A 22706-nucleotide genomic window follows, 5' to 3' on the forward strand; every position below is an offset into this window, starting at 1 on the left:
CCCTTTAAGCAATATGTTTTTTATTATTTATAACTTTATTTTTTAAAACCTAGTTTATGCGATGTATCATCCTATTTTTTAGTTTAATTTTTGTTTTAAATACAACAGCACAAACAGATGCAGAAGTACTTAAAAGTATCTATACCACCTCTCTTACAAATGGGTATAGTTATCAATGGTTAGATCATTTGTCCAACCAGATTGGAGGACGCTTATCAGGATCTTTAAATGCTGAAATAGCAGTGGAATACACTAAAGAAGAACTTGAGAAGTTAGGACTGGACAAGGTTTGGTTGCAGCCAGTAATGGTTCCAAAATGGGTTCGTGGTGCCCCAGAGTTTGCTTTTATAGAAACAGTATCGGGTTCAACAACCAATGTAAATATTTGTGCGCTTGGTGGTTCTATGCCAACTCCTATTGGAGGGCTTAAAGCAAATGTGGTGGAAGTAAAAAGTATGGAGGAGTTAAAAACTCTAGGTAAAGAAAATATAGAAGGAAAAATTGTTTTTTTTAATCGTCCTATGCAACCAGAAATTATTCAAACTTTTGAGGCTTATGGTAGTTGCGCCAATCAAAGATATTCTGGTGCTTTGGAAGCTACAAAATATGGAGCTGTTGGAGTTATAGTGAGGTCTTTAAGTTTGCGTCAAGACGATTTTCCTCACACAGGAAGTATGACTTATGGTAATTTACCTCTTTCAAAACGTATCCCATCTGCAGCAATAAGTACAAACGATGCTAATACATTAAGTACTATGTTGGCTTTAAATAAGGATGTTAAATTTTACTTTAGTCAGACTTGTAAGCAATTAGACGATGTAAAATCTTATAATGTGATTGGCGAAATTACAGGGAGTCAATTTCCAAACGAGTACATTATAGTTGGAGGACATCTAGATTCATGGGATTTAGGAGATGGTGCTCACGATGATGGAGCAGGTGTTGTTCAATCTATGGAGGTTTTACGCTTATTTAAAGAATTAGGTATTAAACCAAAAAGAAGTATTCGTGTAGTATTATTTATGAATGAAGAAAATGGACTTCGTGGAGCTCTAAAGTATGCTGAAGTGGCAAAGCAAAAAGGCGAAAAGCATATTTTTTCTTTAGAAAGCGACTCTGGAGGATTCACACCTCGTGGGTTTAGTTTTGATTGCAACGATGCTAACTTTAATCAGGTATTGGGTTGGAAAGACTTATTTAAACCATATTTAATTCATTATTTTGAAAAAGGTGGAAGTGGCGCAGATGTTGGCCCGCTAAAAACAGATTCAAATGTTTTATCTGGTTTAAGACCAGATTCTCAACGTTATTTCGATTATCATCATGCCGCAAACGATACTTTTGATGCTGTTAATAAACGAGAACTAGAACTTGGCGCAGCCTCTATGGCTAGTCTAGTTTATCTATTTGACACCTATGGTTTGGTTAAATAAAAACACTCATGAATATTTTTTTTAAAGAAGAACAAAGGTTTTCACAATGGTGGTTTTGGCTTATCATGTTAGGAATTGGAAGTATTCCTATCTTCGGGATCTACAAACAATTTATTCTCGGAGAAAAGTTTGGAAACAACCCCATGTCTAACCTAGGGCTTATCATTTTCTCTGTATTTATTTTGGGGCTAATAACCGTATTTTTCTTTATGCGTTTAAAGACAGAAATAGATTCTAATGGCATCCGAATGGAGTTTCTTCCTTTAGCCAAGAAATATTTTTTATGGGAAGATGTAAAATCAGTTAAAATTATAAAGTATAGGTTTGTTGGTTACGGATTGAGATTAAGTATTACGCACGGTACCGTTTATAATACTAGTGGTACCAAAGGGTTATCTATAGAACTTACTAATGGAAAAAAATACTTAATTGGAACCCAAAAAGAACTAGAGCTTCAGGCTGTTTTAAAAAGAATAGAAAACAATAAATTGTTAGAATAAATTTAGGCTTACATCTATTGTTTTGTGAATTGGACTATTTATAATAACTTGGCTAAAAGCTTTAATTGTTTAGATAGCAAATTAACTTTATTAAGTACTTACCTCAGTTTCCTCAATTTCTAATTGTTTTTTTAAAGTTTTGTCTAAATCCTGTAATAATAAGGTGAATTTCTTTTGGGCTATAACTTGTTTTTGATAGCCTTCCAGTTTGTATGATAATAAATTCCATAATTCTAAATTGTCAAATATATTTTCATATTTAGTTTCAGGTCCTCCTTGAACAAGTAGTTTTTTTCTGTTTGGAAAAGCGACCTCCGAATAATTAATACTTCTATTGATAAAAGGTTGCACAACCAATTGGTGTTGATTGGTATTGTATTGGTGTGTCTGGTTAATATGGGATAATTGTTGCTGCAACTTTCTAAGTAGCTTAATAGTTTCCTTGCTTTTTGCCTTATGCGTGTAATTTTTTCCTAGAAATTCTTTTACCATAGGGAAATCAAAACTTTGAGTCCTTACAGTCACCAATGGTCCAAGATTTTCTTTTAAGTAGATAATTGAATCTTTGTTTTTAGAATTTAAAATATTTAAGCACTTTTTTGTCATAATAATTAGTGAATCTGTTTGTGCTTTTTTCGATTTACCAACTGCAATAGCAGGATTTACTTCATGATAAATACCTACAAAATATTCTTTTACATGTTGTTGTTCTTTGTAATCTTGATACCATCCATAAATAGCTAAAGCTAATAAAACACTAAGTTTTACAAATATAATTTCTACAAGTCTGTTTTTAAGGAATACTCCAGATTTGTCGTCGCTTTTTTTGTAAGCAACTAGTTGTTTTACAAGTTTATCCATTTGTTTTTTTATTTTTAATTGGATTTTTTCCATGAAGGTTGTAGCGCCTTATCGTTTTTAAAGTTAATAAAATTGATGAGTTAAATTGAAAGAAATACAAGAAAATGAATAACTAGATCAAAACTTGATATGGAACCAGGCTTTTAATATGACACTTATTATTAAGTTGCAGCGATATCATTTTTATAGAAGTGTTTTTATGGAACAGACTTCCTTAATATGTTATCCGAGTTTTATTTTTATTAAAAAAAACATAGTAGAAAAGTAATAAGCCAATTCCGATTTAAGAAATCATTACTATAATAGACACCATGCCGAAATCTCATCAGAAACATATAGGTTTCGCAATGTTTTTGCTATTTAATACAAGTTTTGTAACTGTAATAGTTGTCATATTAATACTTCCAGCAAGTAAAATTTTACTGGAAGTATAATTCATATATTTTGAAGTGAAATTAGTTGTAGGGGTTGAGGTATGTTATTCTTAACCTCCAAAAATAATTTTAAGTTATAATAAAGATACAAATGCTGCTTTCTTAATTTCCCTAGATGTGTTTGTATTAGATAAAATTATTTAAAATCGCCTGCTTCGTCTATTTCGATAACTTCTGGAACATCTTCAATTTTCATAGGTTCATTAGTTTTATCTATTTCAGCTTTTTCATCTTTCATCTTTTCTAGTTCTAGCGCTACTAAAGAAGAGTCCCAATATCCAAACTCCGTAACAATCTTTTTGTCTATAAATTGAAAAGTAATATGTACTGGAATAATAATTTGCTTGTTGTTACCTTCTAAATTTCCTTTTAATAGTCCCCAAAAGTTTACCCAAGATTTACCACTATTGTCTTCAATCATTTCGTATTCTCTGCTTTCATCTTCAAAAGCACGAGTAGAAAATCCGGCATCATGGTTTTTGTGAAAACCTTCAAGATCTTCTGGCGCTAAGACTACAGATCTAGAGTTATAGTAAATATGTGCTGTATCTGCATATAGAGACATTAATTTGTCCCATTCTTGATAATTATAATTGCTAATAGCAGCTTTTACAAGTTCTATTTCTTCTGAGTTTTGTGTGTAACGAGGTGCATTACTACAAGATGTTATAAGTAAAAGTAAAAATCCAATTAAAGTAATATTTTTCATGATTAATGGGTTTTAGGTTAAAATAATATTCTTAAATAAAATGATTTTTAGAAGCCTAAAACAAAGAATGCCAAGTTGAGCGTAACAAAATGGTTGCTATATAGTCAGCTTTTGGTTAATAGCAGATAGGGCTTTATGCTATTAAAATAAAAATCACTTTAGTAAATAGACGATTTAAATGTCTAGTAATCAAGTAAAAATACAAAATTAATGTGAATGTGTTCTTACAAGAATGAAAATCTTTAATCTAAAAAAAAGAGCTTATATAATTTCTATTATAGAAAGCACGCAATTAATTGTTTTTTTCTTGTTCTAAGAGTAAGACTCTTTTTAGTAGAATTATTCGGGTTTTAATTTTTATTTTGAATAAAGTGAAGAATCGACTCGGTACGTTCTAATTCTTATTGTAAATAAAAAGTCAAATAAAAAGTCAAATAAAAAGTTGTCTATTTAGTGTTTAATGACAAAGTTGTTTTTATGAAAACGGGTTAAAATTGCAAGTTGTTTTAGTGTTTTGTTATTAATTGTCCAAAAAATAACACTTTGTCGGTAATTTTTAACACTTATCTTGTTTATTATTCATAAGCTAAGCTTTTTGATAGTTTTGATAAAAACAAACGATATGAACACAAAACTACCTATCTTATTTTTCCTAATTTCTTTATTTACTTATGGGCAAACTCCTATAAATTCGTTTTATAGTGTGCCAGAATCTTATTTTGCTGTAGTGACATCTTCTACAGCTGTAGACCAAAGTGCAAGTGGAGCTGACTTAACTTGGGATTTCACCAATTTAACATCTGTAGGTACCGTGCAAGATACTTACGACTCTCCAACACCTGAAGAACTTATAGCCTATCCAGGCACAACTTCAGTTTTAACCATTACAGAAACAGCAACAACTACTTCTAGTAAGATTTTTACCAGAGAAGTCGCTGCAGAAGTATCTTTTACAGGAGCAGAATCTTCTGGCTTAGATTTAAATTACACTACAAACAATGGTGTTATTGGAACCTTCCCTTTAAGTTATGGCTCTAATAATACAGATGCTGTTTCCGGTAGCTTTAATTATGAGACGTATTCCGGAACTTTTACGGGAAATATAGTAACTACCGTAGATGCTTATGGTACGCTTAATATGAACGATGTTGGAGAAGGTGCATATAGTGGTCCAGTTACAAGATTAAAAGTAGTTCAAACCTTGAATCTAACTTATCTTATTCCAAATGTTGGTACTGTAACGCAAACTAGTTATTTCTACTACGATGCTAACGATGGTACCTTGGTTTTTAGAACAAATACAGTTGATGTAGTAGTTTCTTTATTGGGTATAAATGAAACTATTACGGTAATGGAAAGCTATTTGTCTACTACTATAGGTATTTCTGATAATCAAATTGTAAATAATGAGTTTAGAATTATTCCAAATCCAGTTAGCGAGGTACTAAATATTCGCTTAAACCAAAATGAAAGTATTCGTTCTATAACACTAACAGATCTTAGTGGAAGACAAGTGTTACATGTAAATAGTAATCTTACTTCAATTTCGGTTAACCATTTACAAACAGGTATGTATATTGCTAATATTATAACAGATAAAGGTGTTTATTCTAAGAGAGTATTGAAAAAATAAAATCATTTAATCATTAAAAATCAAAGCGTTTCATATTCTGAAACGCTTTTTTTATTGTTTTTTATAAAGTATAAAATTAGAGAGTACTTCTTAAAAATAATTTTATTTTGGGCATAATCATTTTTTATTTTAAACATTTAGAAAGTATAGTAATAGTTCCTATAAAAATTATTGGTAAAAAGCAATAGGTTGTTTACTTTTGCACCACAATAGATTTAAGAGTTTCCTTTCTTTAAGGGAATGACAACTAAATTAATAAAGATGAATTTACACGAATATCAAGGAAAAGACATATTAGCAAGCTTTGGCGTACGTATTCAGCGTGGTGTTGTTGCAAAAAACGCACAAGAGGCTGTTGCTGCTGCTAAACAATTAACTGCTGAAACTGGAACAGGTTGGCATGTTATTAAAGCTCAGGTTCACGCTGGTGGACGTGGTAAAGGTGGAGGTGTTAAACTTGCCAAAAACCTAGAAGAGGTTGAAACAATTGCAGGACAAATTATTGGGATGAATTTAGTTACACCTCAAACGTCTGCAGAAGGTAAAAAAGTACATCAAGTACTTGTTGCCGAAGATGTTTACTATCCTGGAGAAAGTGAAACAAGCGAGTTTTATGTATCTGTGTTATTAAATCGTGCTACTGGTCGTAATATGATTATGTATTCTACAGAAGGTGGAATGGATATTGAAACTGTTGCCGAAGAAACTCCACATTTAATCTTTACAGAAGAGGTTGATCCATCTGTTGGATTAATGCCTTTCCAAGCAAGACGTATTGCTTTTAATTTAGGATTAGAAGGATTAGCGTTTAAAGAAATGACAAAATTTGTCTCTAATCTTTATACAGCTTACGTAGAGTCTGATTCTTCTTTATTTGAAATTAACCCAGTTTTAAAAACAAGTGATAATAAAATTATGGCTGTGGATGCAAAAGTAACCATAGATGATAATTCACTTTTTAGACATAAAGAATATAATGATTTACGCGATTTACGCGAAGAAAATCCAATTGAAGTTGAAGCAGGAGCTTTAGGACTTAACTATGTAGATTTAGACGGAAACGTGGGATGTATGGTTAATGGTGCTGGACTTGCAATGGCAACTATGGATTTAATTAAACAAGCTGGTGGAGAGCCAGCTAACTTCTTAGATGTTGGTGGAACAGCAGATGCTGCTAGAGTAGAGGCTGCTTTTCAAATTATCTTAAAAGATCCAAATGTAAAAGCAATTTTAATTAATATTTTTGGTGGAATTGTACGTTGCGATCGTGTAGCTCAAGGAGTTATTGATGCATATAAAAACATGGGGAATATTTCTGTGCCAATTATTGTACGTTTACAAGGAACTAACGCGGACATCGCTAAAGAATTAATTGATAATTCTGGATTGGATGTATTAAGTGCTACAGAATTCCAAGAAGCTGCAGATAAAGTACAAGAAGTTTTAACTGCATAATCTTATAAAAGCTACTTTTAAAATCTATCTGGCAACGGATAGCTTATTTAAGAGTTTAACATAAAAAAAGAGCAACTTTAAAATTTAAAGTTGCTCTTTTTTATTTCTTATTCGCTTAGGTTATAAATGCAGTCCACATTCTGTTTTTGGGTTGTTGTTCCATCTCCCACTTCTATCTTCTCCTGGAACAGTACAATGGCTACAGCCAATAGAATGATAGCCTTTAGCTACTAATGGGTGGAAAGGGAGTTGATGTTTCTCAATAAAGGAATCGCGTTCTTCTTTAGTAATATCCAATAAGGGGTAAAATTTTAAAATTTCGCCACGCATTTCAAAAATATCTAAGGTTGCTCTATGATCGCTTTGCCACTTCATTAAACCCGAAACCCATATTTTATATTGTTTTTTAATAGTTTCTAAAGGTCTTACCTTATTTACCGAACAACAAAAATCAGGGTTGGTTTTCCATGTTTCGTTTTTTGTAGTAAACTCATGCTCTTCCTTTGTGGCGCCAATAGACTTGACATTTAAACCGTAAAGCTTTTCTAGTTTCTGTTTATACTTTAAAGTTTCTTCAAAATGATAGCCTGTGTCGATAAAAAAGACAGTTTGTTCTTTATTAACATCAGATACTAATTTGAGCAAAAAGGCAGAAGTTGCCGCAAAGGAACTAGTTAGCATAATATCTTTAAGCTGAAAGTCTTTATATAATTCTTTTATACGGTTGCTAGGAGAAAGGGCTTTGTACTTTTTGTTTAAAAGTTCTATTGTTTCTTCAGAGAGTTCAGAAGGGTTTATAGTTGTAGGGTTGTCGAACATGTTATTTAGGACTATTTGGTCTTATTTGTGCAATGTAAGAATAAACTTGAACTTATTTAATGTTTTATTACTTTTTTAAGTTTTTAGGAGGTGTAGATTTCTTTTCTATTTTTTTTGGTTTAGGTCCACGGAGATGAATTACTAAACCATTTAAGAAGTTTCTCAAGATTTGATCGCCACATTCCATATATTTTGGATGGTCTTCTTTTCTAAAGAAAGCTCCTAATTCGCTTTTGCTTATTCTAAAATCTACTAGTTCTAATATTTTGACTATTTCGTCGTCTCTAAGCTGTAAAGCAACTCTTAATTTCTTAAATATATCATTGTTAGTCATATAAAGTTTTTTGGTTTTAGTTTTATCTTAAAATAGTCAAATAATCGATGAAACGCATTTTTTGTTTAATAGCCTGATAGTCAGTAATATAGGTAAATAATTATACAAGATGTAGAATATCAACGATAAAACGCAGGTTATTTTTCGACAAGTTACAAATTATCATGGATTATTAAATATGGTTTATAAGTATCTTTATAATGTAAAATTAAGCCATTCTTCATAATGATTAACAGGGTTGAAAAACTTAGTCTTTTGTCTGAAATGATTTCATTTGCAAAAAGCGAAGACGATTTAAAACCAATTGAGTATAATTTTTTACTTGCAATTGCAAGGCAGCTTGGAATTTCACGAGAAGATTTCGACTATCTTATCGAGAACCCTATTAATTATTTTCATTTAAAATCGCATAGCGAACGAATTGTACAATTTCATAGATTGGTATTATTAATGAATATTACCGACGAACATACACATAAAGAAAGAGTAAAGCTTTTTAATTATGGTATTAGAATGGGGTTAAGTCACGAATCCATAAATAAAGTTCTGTATTTAATGGAAAGTTTCCCTAACAAAGTTGTGCCTCCAGATGTGCTTATAGATATCTTTAAAGTGCAGTATAATTAATTCAAGATATAAGAATCAAATAAAGGATTAAGCTATTTAGTCTTCTCTCTTTCTCAAAACTTATATATCATTAATTTATGGTCTCCAATTTCTGCTGGTAGGCTTTTATTTCGTCTCTAAATTTAGCTGCTTGTAAAAAATCCAATGCTTTCGCAGCTTCCTCCATAAACTTACGTTTTTCGCGAATTTTCTTTTCCAGTTCGGCTTTAGAAAGATATTTGCTTTCTGGTTCTGCAGCTTTCATGGCTTCTAACTCATAACTATATGTACTTACAGAGTTTTTAGATAAAGCATTGTCTAAGCTCTTGTTTAAAGCAGTTGGTGTAATGTTATGCTCTGTATTATATGCAATTTGTTTTTCACGTCTGTAATTGGTTTCATCAATAGTTTTTTGCATGCTTTTGGTTATTTTATCAGCATACATAATAGCTTTTCCGTTGAGGTTTCTGGCAGCTCTACCAACCGTTTGTGTTAGAGATCTTGCGGAACGCAAAAAACCTTCCTTATCGGCATCTAAAATAGCTACTAACGACACTTCTGGTAAATCTAAACCTTCACGCAATAAGTTAACTCCTACCAACACATCAAACATACCAGCTCGTAAATCCTGCATAATTTGAACACGCTCCAAAGTATCCACATCACTATGGATATAACGAGTACGTATCTGTATTCTATCTAAATATTTTGTCAGTTCCTCAGCCATCCTTTTGGTAAGCGTAGTTACTAAAATACGTTCGTCTTTTTCTACGCGTTGTTGGATTTCCTCAATTAAATCGTCTATCTGATTTAAACTGGGGCGCACCTCAATTATAGGGTCTAAAAGTCCAGTTGGTCTAATTACCTGTTCTATATATACGCCTGCAGACTTTTCAAGTTCGTAGTCTGCTGGAGTTGCACTTACATAGATTACCTGGTTTTGTAAGGCTTCAAATTCTTCAAATTTTAAAGGCCTATTGTCCATGGCTGCAGGCAGCCTAAAACCATATTCTACTAGGTTTTCTTTTCTACTTCTATCTCCTCCATACATGGCATGGACTTGAGAAATTGTAACATGACTTTCGTCCACAACCATTAAATAATCATCTGGAAAATAATCTAATAAACAGAAAGGTCTGGTTCCTGGTTGTCTGCCATCTAAATATCTGGAATAGTTCTCAATGCCCGAGCAGTAACCCAGTTCCCGAATCATTTCTAAATCGAATTCTGTTCGTTCTTTTAGGCGTTTTGCTTCTAAGTGTTTTCCTATTTCTTTGAAATAATCGTATTGTTTTACTAAATCGTCTTGAATACTATTTATAGCTCCTTGTAAAACTTCTGGAGAAGTAACAAACATATTTGCTGGATAAATATTGACTCTGTCATATTTTTCAATCACTTCATTCGTTTGAATGTTGAAGGCTTCAATGTCTTCAATTTCATCTCCAAAAAAATGAATTCTAAATGCATGATCGTCGTAGCTGGGAAAAATATCTACTGTATCTCCTTTTATTCTAAAATTTCCATGGTTAAATTCTGCTTCTGTTCTAGAATATAAACTCTGAACCAATCTGTGAAGTAATTTTGTTCGTGAAATAACTTGATCTGTTTCAAGAGAAATAACGTTTTTTTGAAATTCCACCGGATTTCCAATACCATATAAACAAGACACCGAGGCAATTACAATAACATCTCGTCTCCCAGAAAGTAGAGAAGAAGTAGTGCTCAATCTCATTTTTTCAATTTCTTCGTTTATAGATAAATCTTTTTCAATATAAACTCCAGAGACTGGAATATAGGCTTCGGGTTGGTAATAATCGTAATAAGACACAAAGTACTCAACTGCATTATCTAGAAAGAATTGTTTAAACTCAGAATATAACTGAGCAGCCAAAGTTTTATTATGTGCTAAAACCAAAGTTGGTTTTTGAACTTTTTCAATAACATTGGCCACAGTAAAGGTTTTTCCAGAACCAGTAACACCTAATAAAGTTTGATATTTTTCATGTGCATCAAGACCTTCAGCTAATTGGTTTATAGCAGAGGGCTGATCTCCTGTTGGACTGAATTCTGATTTTATCTTGAATTTCATAATACTAAAAAGTGCCTAAAATGTCTAAAGTGAGATTGTGCTATTATGGCACAAATAACTATGAGATTAATGAATTGTTTAGTCTGCCTAAAGTTATTAAAATTATTAAAGTTTACTTAACGATTAACAATTTTAAACAAGTACATATATTATCTTTTTAAAGAAAAATGACCTCGATATTCTTTTCCATTACTAAGAGTAATTATAAACCAATAATCGTCTGTAGGAAGTTGATTTCCATTAAAAGTACCATCCCAACCAGTTCCAAAAACATCTAATTCTCTTAACAGCTTTCCGTAGCGATTAAATATTTTAACACTTGTTGAGGTTTCAAATTGATTTAAACCAAGTGGCTTCCAATAATCGTTATAACCATCTCCATTTGGTGTAAAAAACTTAGGGAAACCTAATACCGAAACATCTTCAGAAATTACGCCGCATCCATTTTTATCTTGAATATAAATTGTATGATGTCCGGCAGATACATTTGTAAATATATTGCTGTCTTGAAAATTACCATTATCTAATGCATATTCATAATTACCTTCGCCTGAAACTGTAATTGTAATAGAGTTGTTATTTGTAGCTTCAATAATTATTATGTCTTGAATAGTAGCAATATTAGATGGAAGAACAGTTATAGTTCTTGATGCAGAACAATTATTGTTATTGGTAGCTGTTACCGTATAAACTCCAATCTCATTCACTGAAATCTGTTCTGTATTTTGCATTAAATCTACACCATCTAGTTGCCATTGATAGGTGTAAGCTGAAGGTAGGCCGTTGATAATTCCAGCTTCTAAGTTGATGGTTTCCGATAAATAATTGAGGCAATACATGGTTTCTTCGTCTGGAGCTAATTCTGGGCTTGGATAAACCGTGAGTTCTACAGAGGAATACGCATAACAAACGTTATTGTCTGTAATTTGCACAAATAAGATATCCAAATATGGAGCATTTGTGTTTTGATATGTTCCAGAAAGTTGATTTGTTTGATTTTCTAAATCCTCTTGAGAAGAATAAAAAATAACATTTGCAGTATTAGGTACGCTGTTTTGAGTAATTATAAACGTGGCTATGTCGTCTAAATTAAAAGTAGTTATACCATCATTTATTTCATCGTCGCAGGTATAATATATCGGGAGTGAAATGGGATTGTTTGCAAAATCTAAGGCTAATTCAGCTACAGAAATACAGCCATTGGCGTTAGAGACTCTAGCAAATACAGTTTGGTTTAAAGCCGTATTATCAAAACTAGTTGGATTAGGAATTGGGTTGGCTCCTGAGTTAGCTTCAGCTTCTAATAAATAAAAATTATCTAAAGTTAAACTTTGGTCGTTGTTAGTAATGTCTGCTTCTGCATCGAAGAGATTGTAAGTTGTATAGCCATCTAAGTTGTAATCGCAGCTAATTAAAGTTGTATTAAAAACAACAGGATTTGATGCTACTTCAATAGTAATATCTCCATAAGAAAAACAGGTTCCATCAATAATTACTTCTACACTATAAGTGCCAGCGTTAGAAACTAAATAGGTAGAATCTGTTGCAAAAGGAATTTCTACACCATCTTTAAACCATTTATAAGTGTTTGTTCCAGGTTGGCTAGCATCGAGCAAAACGCTGCTGTCTGTACATAGCGCGTTATTTCTGGAAATTAACATATCTGGACCTAAATTGGTGTTTAACTGAAAACTTCCAGCTTCTAAGAATACGGCAGAATCGTATCTGTAATTTATATGGTCTGCTATAACTAGTTTTACGTGATAGACTTCATTTGGAGTTACATCTGCAATGGCTGTTAAAACTGTTGTTTGACCGTTAAAGTTTATTGGTGCACTAGAGTCGTTCCATCCACCAAAATAGGTTTCGTTTATCGGACTACATTCTCCAGGAATTCCGGAGTGAACGGTGGTTACTTTTACAGGTGTATAAGTTCCGGGTATTACAGCAATATTCTCGTATCTGCCTCCATCTTCTTCTTTAATTAAAAACCCGAACAAATCTGAATAGCGACAAGTGTTTGAGTCTCCTTGCTGGTATTCTTCTGAAGCAAACAGATATCTAAAACTAATTCTATCTGCAACAGCTCTAAAATTAAATTCTAAAATGGTTGCGTTGGTAGTCGCCGATTCGTTTAAAACATATTCTAAATCGTTATCGCCACGCCAGTTTGGAGCATCGTCATCACTTAAGGATGTATTTGGACCTTGAACATTTGCTAATCTTCCTGTACTTAAAACAATTCCATTTTCAAACGGAAATCCAGCACCATTAGATTCAAAATAACCATAGCTTTGGTCTGTACCATTAAAATTTCCACCAGAAACATTGGTAACAACTACATCTGTAATGCAGCTACTATCAATTAGAATGTCTTCAATAAGTTCTTGAGCGGTATAAGTTCCGCTATCTGTGGTTACATTTTGAGATACGGCAACACAGGAAATCAATAAGAAAGAGGCTAATAAAAACTGTTTCATCAAGAAATGTTAGTCTACAAAGATAACTAATCTTGATTCTTTATAATAATAAAGTTTTTATTAGCGTTTTAAAGAAAAGTGCCTTTTTACTTCAAAAGAGATTTCGTCTTTTTTTACTAATGCTACAAACCAATAATCGGTAGACGGTAATAATTTGCCTCTATAAGTTCCATCCCAACCAGGAGAACTATGAGTTAATCTTGTTATCAGTTTACCATACCTATCGTAAATATAAACTATGGTTCCTTCTAGTTGATCGACTCCAGTTATATGCCAGGTATCGTTATACCCATCATTATTTGGTGTAAAAAACAATGGCGCATCAATAATTACAATCTCTTTTGTAGCAGAAGCGCAACCGTTTAAGTCGATTACTTCTATAATATGTGGTCCTAAAGTAACATTGTAAAATACGTTAGACTCTTGCGGAACTCCATGATCTAGAGTGTACAGGTAATTACCAATACCACTAATAGTAACTGTAATATTATTTGGATTTGAGAAATCTACGGTTTCTGTAAACTCTATAGTTGCTTGCTCAGATTCTATAACATTAAAAGTTGCAGTTGTCTGACATCCGTTAATGGAAGTAACAGTTACGGAATAGGTTCCAATATTCGTAATTTCGGTTTGAGAAGTTGTGGAGTTTGTGGACCATAGGTAGGTGTCGTCTGCAAAACCTGTTTCGGCTGAAACGACTAAAGGTAAATTGTCTAAACATACCGTTTGGTCTGGAATGTTTACTTCTGGTTTTCTGTTTATAAGCGTGTTAAAAGAAGTTGTGTTAAAGCAACCTGTTGCATTGTTTTCAACTCTTGCATAAATGGTTTGCTGGTTAAAAGCAGTATAATTTAATTCTTGAATGGCATTGCTATTATCCATAGCTTCTTCTTCTAATTCAAAATAACTAACAGTAAATTGATTTGAGTTTTGTGTTCCAAGTATGAAAGAAGATTGCTGTGCTAAATTAAAAACTAATAATCCATCAAAATCGTCGTCGCAAGCTACCATATTTTGAGGCTGATTTGCAACTGGGTTCGGGTTAACCAATAGATTAAAAGAACCAATAGTTGTACAACCTGTATCTGTATTTATAGCGTTTACAAAAATAGTGTCGTTATTAGAAGTGTAACTATATTCTGGTTCTAAAGGGTTTTGAGTATTCTCGGCATCTGATAGATTTGCGTAAAACGTTAAGTCTACAGGAGTTTGGTCTCCAATTAACTCATCTATAGCATCTAATAAATTATATGAGTTTGAATCTGCTTCACAAATTTCAATAGTTTCTGTATTTAGGCTAGGAGGTACGTTTACAATTAATTCCAAAGGAATAGAAACAAAGCATTTGGAGACTGTATTTGTTACTCGAATATAAACAGTTTGCGGACTTGAAGTATTGTTATAATCACTTGGATCTGGAATGGTTATATCGTTATTTTCAACATCTTCTATAGTTTCATGATAAGTTACTAAAATATCATTTTGTCTAATATCTAAAACTTCCGATTCTGAAACGGTTAAGTCGAAACTCACGGAGCCGTCTTGATCTGTGTCGCAGGCAATTAATGCTGATGCAGAATTGACTAAAGGTACTTGAATTACATTTAAACCAAATTGTGCAATGGCGTGGCAATCGGTCCCATTTTCTACTCGCGCATAAATCTGCTGTGGATTTGAAGTATTCGTGTAGTTTAAAGGTAATTGGTTTTGTTCGGTCTCAGCATCTTCCAGACTTCTATAAAAAGTAATGGTTAATGTTTCTGGACTATTTTGAGACATTTCTGTTATAACAGTATTTAAATCGAATGACTCCTGACTGTCGTTCGATATATCATCACATAAAAAGACATTTAAGGGAGCATCGAAAATTGGCACGGAACCTACTTCAATAACAAATGATGATACTCCAAAACAATTTTGATCGCTTGTGTTTTCCACACGAACATGGATGGTTTCAGGGCTTGACTGATTTACATAAGCCGTTGTTTTATCAATAATATTTGTTCTATTTAAAGCATCTTCAGCAGTTTTAAAATACAAAACATGTTTTCCTGTTTGTCCGTTTAAAATTTCGTCATCTTTATCTTCAAAGAAGAAATCAGCTGTTTGGTTGCCATCTGTTTCACAATTAATAAAATTACTAATATCTATAAAAACAGGTTCTGTATTTACAATAATTTCAAAATTAATTATGGCGTAACAAGTTGTAAGTTCACTTTCAACTCTTACAAAAATAGTTTGTGTGTTTGCATTATATTCAGTTGTGCTTGTAATAGCGTTTGAATTTGCATTGGCATCATCCTCAGAGGTGTGGAATGTAATATTCAGATTGTCCGTATTAGAAACAATTTCTGAAATTTTTGCATTTAAATCCACAATTGAAAAGGCATCCTGATTATCGTCGCAAATAACAATATCTAATGGCTGTGTTACAGTTGGTGCCGGAACAACGTTAATTTCAAGTGGAGATATATCATGACAACCAGTAGTGCCATCTGCTACGCGCACATAAATAATTTGAGGGTTACTAATGTTTGTGTAAAAAGGAGCTAATACATTTTCGTTGTTTATGGCATCTTCTTCATTTAAGAAGTATGCAGTAGTTGGATTTGTAATTCCTGTACCTACATAATCGTCGAAAGCAGCTAATTCCATAGATGTAAAACCATCATCGTCTGTATCGCAATAATTAACAGCTTCTAAAACAGGTAAAATAACTGGCGGATTGATAATTAAATTAAAGTCTGAAGAATATGTGCAATCCTCGTTTTCAAGCGTTACAAATAACTGATGAGGACTTGCAACAACCTGGTATGAAACACTTTGGTCTATAGGATTAGATTGATTGATTTGATCAGTTTCTGTTTCGTAAAAAGTAACAGTAACATTTTCGAGACCATTCATTATAATATTTGCAATATTCTCTAAATTGAAATCTGCAATACCATCAGCTGAGGCATCATCACAGGTATAAAAATCTCTAATATTGGTTCCAGATTCTAGAAGATTTGTATGTAAGACAATAGAAGTTATAGATACGCAACCTGTTAGTTCATCCAACACTCTAATATAAACTGTTTGAACATTTGGTGTTGTATTTTCAAAATTTTCAATGTCTTCAATTGGATTGTCTCCCGTCTGAGCGTCTTCGTAAGTTGTGTGGAATGTAGTTGAAACGCCAGTTAGTCCATCTAGAATAGTATCTACAACAGTTGATAAATCGAAAATATCATATCCATCCCCATCTTGGTCGCAGGCATTAATAATTTCAGGATCCATACTGATAGACGGACTCTCTATAACGGAGATTTCTATAGAAGTCGTGTTTTTACAGCCTGTATTCGGGTCTATAACTCTAATAAAAATTTGTTCAGTTGGATTTGTATTTACATATGGAGAAGGAATTGGGTTGTCTCCAGAATCCGCATCGGTTTGAGAATAATGATAAGTAACAATTAGGTTGGAATTATTGTTAGTTATTTCGCCGTTTAGCTGTGTTAAATCTATCTCGGTAAAGCCGTCGGGGGTTGCATCATCGCAAACTTCCATGGGTTGAGGATCGGTAATTACAGGTAGCGGATTGACCAGCAGATTAAAACTAGTATAGGACAAGCAGCCATTATCTGTATCAAGAATTCTAACGTGAATTAATTGCGGATTACTTGTGTTCTGAATTGGATTTGTAATTGGGTTTAAATTGTTTTGAGCTTCATTTAAAGAATAATGATAGCTAATACTATAATTGGAAGTAGGAATAGAGGCTAGAATCTCATTATCTTTAGTATTTAGATTAAAAGTCTCAATTCCGTCGTTACTTGGATCGTCGCAAATTTCATAATCTGTAACGGGGTCGGCAGTTTGTTCCGAATTTAGAGTTACTTCAACAGTATCATCAATAACACAGGTGGTGTTACTAATTGGAATACTTACAACAACTTTATATGTTCCAGAGGAAATAGCTGTTATAGTTTCTTGATTTTCGCCAGCTAGAGCCTGTCCGTTTAAAAACCACTGATAAGTCGCTAAGGGGTTTTGAATATCTCCGTTTAAAACCACATTGTCAGCACAAGTGGTAATATCTGGTCCAAGATCTACAGAGGCGTTAAAACTGTTTCCTTCAATAAACACGGCAGAATCAAAATTTTCGTCGGTTTGATCTGCAATTACTAATTTAATTCGGTATTGAACGTTAGGTTCAATACTTGCAATAGCAGAAAGTACTGTAGTTCTTCCATTAAAGTTGGTGTCTCCAAGACTATGACCTTCAAAATACTGTTCGTTTTCTGCTGGGCAAAATCCAACAACTTCTTCATGAACTGTACTTGTATTTACAGGAATAGTTGTGCCAGGAATTAATGCTACATTTTGATAAGCTGTAGTTGAACCTGTTTTCTTTATTAAGAAGGCAAACCCATCAGAATAATCGCAGGGATAATTAGCGTAATATTCTTCTGAAGCCAAAATATAATTGAACTGTACCTGATTGGAAACCGAAATAAAATCAAATTCAATAGAGGTTGCATTTAGAGTGTTGGTTATACCTAAGGCTGTTTCTAAATCAGGATCTGTTCCCCAGGATGATTCTCCTTCATTTAAGACGTTAGAATTTAATACGTTTCCAGCTGAAGCAGCTCCACCTGTTGAGAGTAAAATTCCGTTTTCGAACGGAAAATTAGAATCTGCTTTTTCAAAATATCCATAACTAGATATTTGATTTACAGAGCCATTAATTGTTGATTGTATATTAGAAACTTCTACACAACCTTGTACAAGATGTGTTTCTATTAAATCGTTTAAAGGAACATCGTCGTTTACAGAAATTTGTTGTGAATAGGAAATTTGGTTAAATACCATAAAAAATATAACTAATAAATAGCCAGATAATTTTAGCCGAGAAATGCTATCCATAAAGTTAATTTTCAATGTTATTCTAATTTGGAGTTAATCTTGGGCAAAGTAATTAAAAAAATAGACCAAACGCAATAATTAACGACAAAATGCAGTAATATTAGCTTTATTTGTTTAAATACACCCAACCAGTTAAGGTTTTATAGTTAGAATCGTTAAGGTTTAAGATGTAAAAATAAGTTCCGGTTGGTAAAATTTTCTCCGAGTTATTTATTCCGCGATTGGAGTTTCCAATCCATGGCTTATTGTTATCTCCCTCAAAAACAAGAGTTCCGTAGCGATTATAAATTAGTAATTTGTGAGTTTCGAAAATATTATAAAGACCTTGAATATTAAACCAATCATTATAACCATCGTTATTTGGTGTAAAAGCTTGTGGAATATTAGGTGGACAGTTTTCTACAAATAAATCGAAATAATAAACTTGGTAACAGGGTTGGTTTTCAACTTTCAAATAAATGGTTTGTGGTACTGTGGTGTTTTGGTAGTAGCTTGGATTGAGTATTTCGTTTGTATTTGCTTCTAAATCCTCAAGAGTTTCAAAATAGGAAGTTGTTTGTCCGCTAATTTCAATTTGATCTTCGGACAAAAATAAATTAAAAGTAGACGTATCAAAGCCTTCATTACAATTTTTTATAGCTTCTAACGGAGTTATAATAACTTCTAAAAGCTGAATGTTTTGAGTGGTGACGTTGTTTAATTCGTTTAACTCGGTAATAACTCCAATACCATTTCCAATATCGTCCACGGCAATTGTTATAGTTAGATTGTTTGGTAAACTCTCAGGAATAGTAACCGTTATTTGTCCATTTTCTGACTCTCCAATATCCAAAGGCATACTGGTAAATGTATTTCCAATAAGTTCGTTATTTGCATAAATAGCAATAGGAACTTGAGCCGGTAAGACATCTGTGCTATTTGTATTATATATCGTATAATTAATAGTAACTTCCCTACTAGAACATTCTTGATTAATTTGGTTTATGTTGACGGTAGCATCTGGAAGCTGGCTGTTTAAAACGGTAATAATATTATTAATCATGATTAAGTCTGCCTGTAAAATGCCGTTTCCATCATAATCTCCTGTAGTTAATTTTATTTCTACTGAGGTGTCTCCAATTGCAATATTATCTTGAATGGGATACACGTCTACATCTCCATTGTAAAAAGTATTGCTGTTTGTGAAAGTATTTGTTCCATTAAAAGCATTGTTGGCAGGGTTTAATGGCGGACTGGAAATAATATTGTTATTAATTAGTAAAGATTCTCCATATGCCAGGTTGGAATCTCCTTCCCAGGCTAAAAATCCAATTTTTGCTCCTTCGTTATCTAAAACATTTACATTGTCTAAAATGATGGTTTTTTCTTGAATATTTCTATTAATAATTTCTAAGCCTTGAAATAAATTCACCTGATTTAGTGGTAGTTGTTCGTCTTCGTAGATAACATATACACACCAGCCAGCAAAATTTGTTCGATTGCCACAATAACCAGGGTTTTCTAATAGAGTTTCTGAAATAACTAAATCGCTTAGCATATAATTAGAATTTCCTGTATTAGAGATGAGTTCTGTAATATCTGATACACAGGAAAAATAGCTGAGAGTACCGTAATTATTATCATTGAATTCTACAAGATAATTCTGGTCTGCTACTATAGATGTGTTATTTAGGCTAACTTCTAAATCGCCCTCGCCAGAGCCGGCCCAATACAAATATGCAGCAACAATGTTCGTGTTTTGTGGTAGAAATAATTCTGCTTGAGATTCCGGGAGTACATCGCAAAACGTTCGATCTAGATTGTTTTCTGCAGGATTTAGCGTGTTTCCAAATGCCAAATAATCGTAATGCCCATTAAATTGTTGAAATAGGCTAACTTCTTGACTAAACATAAAATGAGTAGTTAGCACAAAAAATAGCACAAGGTATTTATATGGTCGGAACATTCAATTGTAATAATTAAAATAAATGTACAACTTTTAAGTTTATCGCTTTAAACTAAAATGGCTGTTATATTCTCTACCGTCTTTTAGGGTTGCAGAAAACCAATAGTCATCAGTAGGTAAAGGTTCACCATTAAAGGTTCCGTCCCAGCCTGAGCCAAGTGGATTTAATTGTTTTATTAGTTTTCCATGCCGGTCGAAAATACGAATGAGGGTATTTGGTTGGAATATATTAGAAACCCCTTTTATATTCCAAGTATCATTATATCCATCTCCATTTGGAGTGAAAAACTTTGGAAAACCAATAATTGAAACCTCTTGTGTAACAATGCCACAATTGTTTTTTATATCTCTTACAGCCACCGTATAGATGCCGCCGTAGACATTATAAAAAATATTATCTGATTGATAGATTCTGTATAGTCCATCTTGATTGTAAAGGGCATATTCGTATTCGCCTTCGCCAGAAACTAAAACAGTTATTGTATTATTTTCGGTGGCATCTACTACAATAACATCGTTAAAAGTAGCAGTATTCGAAGGTTCTACAGTTATATTTCTAGATTTAGAACAGCCAAAATTATCAGTCGCTGTAACAGTATAAGTGCCTATTTGGTTAATTTGAATGGTAGAAGCTGTCTCTCCATTAGACCAGATATATGTATAATTGGTAGGAGAATCGCTTAAAACCCCAGCTTCTAATATAATAGTTTGTGGAAAGCTGTTTAGGCAATATAAAACACTTTCGTCTTCTTTTAATATAGGTAGTTTGTTTACAGTTAAATAAACTTCACTAATTCCATAGCAAGCATTATTGTTTTCCGCTCTGGCATAAATAGTTTGGTTGTATGGTGTTGTATTGGTGTATGGCGAAGTCAATTCGTTTTGTTCTAAAAGGGCATCTTGGTAATTAGGATAAAAAGTAATGGGAAAGGTTATCCCATTTATGACCTGCATATCTGCAGCAAAATCGTTAAGGTTAAAGGTGTCAATTCCATCTTCAGAACCTAGTTCGTCGCAAATTTCAGGAGCTTGATAATCTAAAAGTTGTGTGGCGCTAACTTCTAAAGTAAGCTCTGCAATACTAAAACAACCAGTGGAATTGTCTGTTACTTGAGCATATACTGTTTGAGGATTAGAAATATTATTGTAGTTCTCAGCGTTTAACGGATCATTACTAGTTTCGGCATCGGTAGAGCTAAAATAGAACTCGGTAGATAGGTTAGTATCTCCTCCTGTTATTTCGGTGATTGCTTCATTTAAATTAAAAGTCGTTAAATTATCGTTTATACCATCGTTATCACATTGTAAAAGTGAACTATTATTTGAAGGCGGAATAGGTAAAACCTCTAAATCTAAAGTAGTAATACTTGCACAATCAGGGTTATTGGCGTCTTCAATTCTAACAAATATTTGTTGTAAATCTGCTGTTGTATTATAATAAATATCTGCTAATGGGTTAGTATCTGTTTCTGCATCTATTTGAAGTTCATGATAGCTAATAGTTAGATTTGCAGGATCTTGTCCGTTTAAAATCTCATTATTTTTAGTAGGAAGGTCAAAGAAAGTTTGTCCATTTGTAGCATCACCATCTTCGTAGTCATCGCATACAATATAGTTAGATGGAGTAGTGAAATCTGGGCTAGTAACAGATAAATTAAAAGGAACAATTTCAAAACAACCTGTATTTGTATTAGTTAATCTGGCATAAACTGTTTGCGGGTTGCTTACGTTTGTATATGGACTAGCTACAGTACCTATGTTTAAATTAGCATCACTTTCATTGAAATGGTAACTTACTGCTACATCTGTTTGAGTTCCTATTATTTGACTTGTATTGATGTCTAGATTAAACTCGGTTTCCCCGTTCCCTAGTGGTATAAGTGTATCGCAGTTTTCCAAGTCTAGAGCCTCTGGAGAGCCCATTTCGTTGGTTGGTGGGCTGGCAAACTCTGCAGTTCCTGTCCATTCAAGGCTAAACGGACTGTTTCCAATAGGCCTGTCGATAACAATAAAATACGTGTCTCCAGCCGTTACATCCAGCCATTTTACAAAACTATTTCCAAATTGTCCTGGGCCTTCAGCTGTATCTGATTCTTCCCCGTTCATTCCGGTATAATTGTTTTGTTGTCCAGAAGCTAAAGGGTTAGTTGTCGAGCATCTAATAGCTTGACCAATATTATTACACGGTCTGTTAGGACCAAAAACAAAAAAATCGTAATCTTCTGTAATAGAAGTGCTATTAGGTCTTAAAGTAAAGCCTAACGTTCCATCGGTAACTAATGTTACTTGAAGCCATAAACTATTGTTTTCTTGACTTCCACAGGTATTAGAGCCATAGAGTTCTTGAACACCAATACCGTTAACATTTAGATTAACTTCCGAGTTTCCACATACAATTACAGCATCTACACAATCGGTTGGTAGTTGAGCCGAAACTTGAAATACATTAAAGCATAAAAATATTACGAATAAAAAGGGTTTAATCTGTCTCAAAATA

14 protein-coding genes are annotated in these 22706 nt (G+C 33.0%); 5 read left to right on the forward strand and 9 right to left on the reverse strand.

Features of this window, described 5'->3' with window-relative positions; all coding sequences use genetic code 11:
* The first annotated feature begins 56 nt into the window (after nucleotides 1–56).
* Both OS188_RS03950 and OS188_RS03955 read left to right on the forward strand, forming a co-directional pair.
* A complete protein-coding gene (locus tag OS188_RS03950; protein WP_267147524.1) occupies nucleotides 57–1433 on the forward strand; it encodes a M20/M25/M40 family metallo-hydrolase in 1377 nt (458 codons plus the stop codon).
* Nucleotides 1434–1441: 8 nt separating this feature from the next.
* Nucleotides 1442–1933 carry a hypothetical protein gene (locus OS188_RS03955; protein WP_267147525.1) on the forward strand — a complete coding sequence of 164 codons (492 nt, stop codon included), beginning with the start codon at nucleotides 1442–1444 and terminating at the stop codon, nucleotides 1931–1933.
* A 90-nt stretch (nucleotides 1934–2023) separates the two neighbouring features.
* Here the strand turns inward: OS188_RS03955 and OS188_RS03960 are convergent, their stop codons facing one another.
* The gene (locus OS188_RS03960) at nucleotides 2024–2827 is read right to left on the reverse strand and encodes a hypothetical protein (protein ID WP_267147526.1); all 804 of its coding nucleotides are present in this window, start codon (nucleotides 2825–2827) and stop codon (nucleotides 2024–2026) included.
* 537 nt (nucleotides 2828–3364) lie between these two features.
* Nucleotides 3365–3937 (reverse strand): nuclear transport factor 2 family protein, encoded by a 573-nt coding sequence (locus OS188_RS03965; RefSeq protein WP_267147527.1) that lies wholly within the window; start codon nucleotides 3935–3937, stop codon nucleotides 3365–3367.
* A 622-nt stretch (nucleotides 3938–4559) separates the two neighbouring features.
* On the opposite strand from OS188_RS03965, the gene OS188_RS03970 reads away from it, so the two are divergent.
* Both OS188_RS03970 and sucC read left to right on the forward strand, forming a co-directional pair.
* Nucleotides 4560–5570, forward strand: coding sequence for a T9SS type A sorting domain-containing protein (locus OS188_RS03970; protein WP_267147528.1), 1011 nt, complete (start codon nucleotides 4560–4562; stop codon nucleotides 5568–5570).
* Nucleotides 5571–5831: 261 nt separating this feature from the next.
* Nucleotides 5832–7025, forward strand: coding sequence for an ADP-forming succinate--CoA ligase subunit beta (gene sucC, locus OS188_RS03975; protein WP_267147529.1), 1194 nt, complete (start codon nucleotides 5832–5834; stop codon nucleotides 7023–7025).
* Between the two features lie 120 nt (nucleotides 7026–7145).
* Here the strand turns inward: sucC and OS188_RS03980 are convergent, their stop codons facing one another.
* Together OS188_RS03980 and OS188_RS03985 are read right to left on the reverse strand one after the other, a co-directional pair.
* The gene (locus OS188_RS03980) at nucleotides 7146–7844 is read right to left on the reverse strand and encodes a phosphoadenylyl-sulfate reductase (protein WP_267147530.1); all 699 of its coding nucleotides are present in this window, start codon (nucleotides 7842–7844) and stop codon (nucleotides 7146–7148) included.
* Between the two features lie 67 nt (nucleotides 7845–7911).
* A complete protein-coding gene (locus OS188_RS03985) occupies nucleotides 7912–8178 on the reverse strand; it encodes a DUF1456 family protein (protein WP_267147531.1) in 267 nt (88 codons plus the stop codon).
* A gap of 225 nt (nucleotides 8179–8403) precedes the next feature.
* Here OS188_RS03985 and OS188_RS03990 point away from each other — a divergent pair, with 225 nt between their 5' ends.
* Nucleotides 8404–8805: a TerB family tellurite resistance protein gene (locus tag OS188_RS03990; RefSeq protein WP_267147532.1), complete on the forward strand. Its 402-nt coding sequence runs from the start codon at nucleotides 8404–8406 to the stop codon at nucleotides 8803–8805.
* A 70-nt stretch (nucleotides 8806–8875) separates the two neighbouring features.
* On the opposite strand, the gene uvrB is transcribed toward OS188_RS03990, so the two are convergent.
* The 5 genes from uvrB to OS188_RS04015 form a co-directional block, all read right to left on the reverse strand.
* Nucleotides 8876–10876: an excinuclease ABC subunit UvrB gene (gene uvrB, locus OS188_RS03995; protein WP_267147533.1), complete on the reverse strand. Its 2001-nt coding sequence runs from the start codon at nucleotides 10874–10876 to the stop codon at nucleotides 8876–8878.
* A 149-nt stretch (nucleotides 10877–11025) separates the two neighbouring features.
* Entirely contained in the window at nucleotides 11026–13356 is a 2331-nt protein-coding gene (locus tag OS188_RS04000) for a T9SS type B sorting domain-containing protein (RefSeq protein ID WP_267147534.1), read from the reverse strand.
* Between the two features lie 60 nt (nucleotides 13357–13416).
* Nucleotides 13417–18264 (reverse strand): T9SS type B sorting domain-containing protein, encoded by a 4848-nt coding sequence (locus tag OS188_RS04005; protein ID WP_267147535.1) that lies wholly within the window; start codon nucleotides 18262–18264, stop codon nucleotides 13417–13419.
* 106 nt (nucleotides 18265–18370) lie between these two features.
* On the reverse strand, nucleotides 18371–20155 hold the full coding sequence (locus OS188_RS04010) for a T9SS type B sorting domain-containing protein (protein ID WP_267147536.1): 1785 nt from the start codon (nucleotides 20153–20155) through the stop codon (nucleotides 18371–18373).
* Between the two features lie 93 nt (nucleotides 20156–20248).
* The gene (locus OS188_RS04015) at nucleotides 20249–22702 is read right to left on the reverse strand and encodes a T9SS type B sorting domain-containing protein (RefSeq protein ID WP_267147537.1); all 2454 of its coding nucleotides are present in this window, start codon (nucleotides 22700–22702) and stop codon (nucleotides 20249–20251) included.
* Nucleotides 22703–22706: the final 4 nt, after the last annotated feature.

It is taken from the genome of Xanthomarina sp. F1114 (assembly GCF_026410255.1).
In the GTDB taxonomy this organism is placed as follows: domain Bacteria; phylum Bacteroidota; class Bacteroidia; order Flavobacteriales; family Flavobacteriaceae; genus Xanthomarina.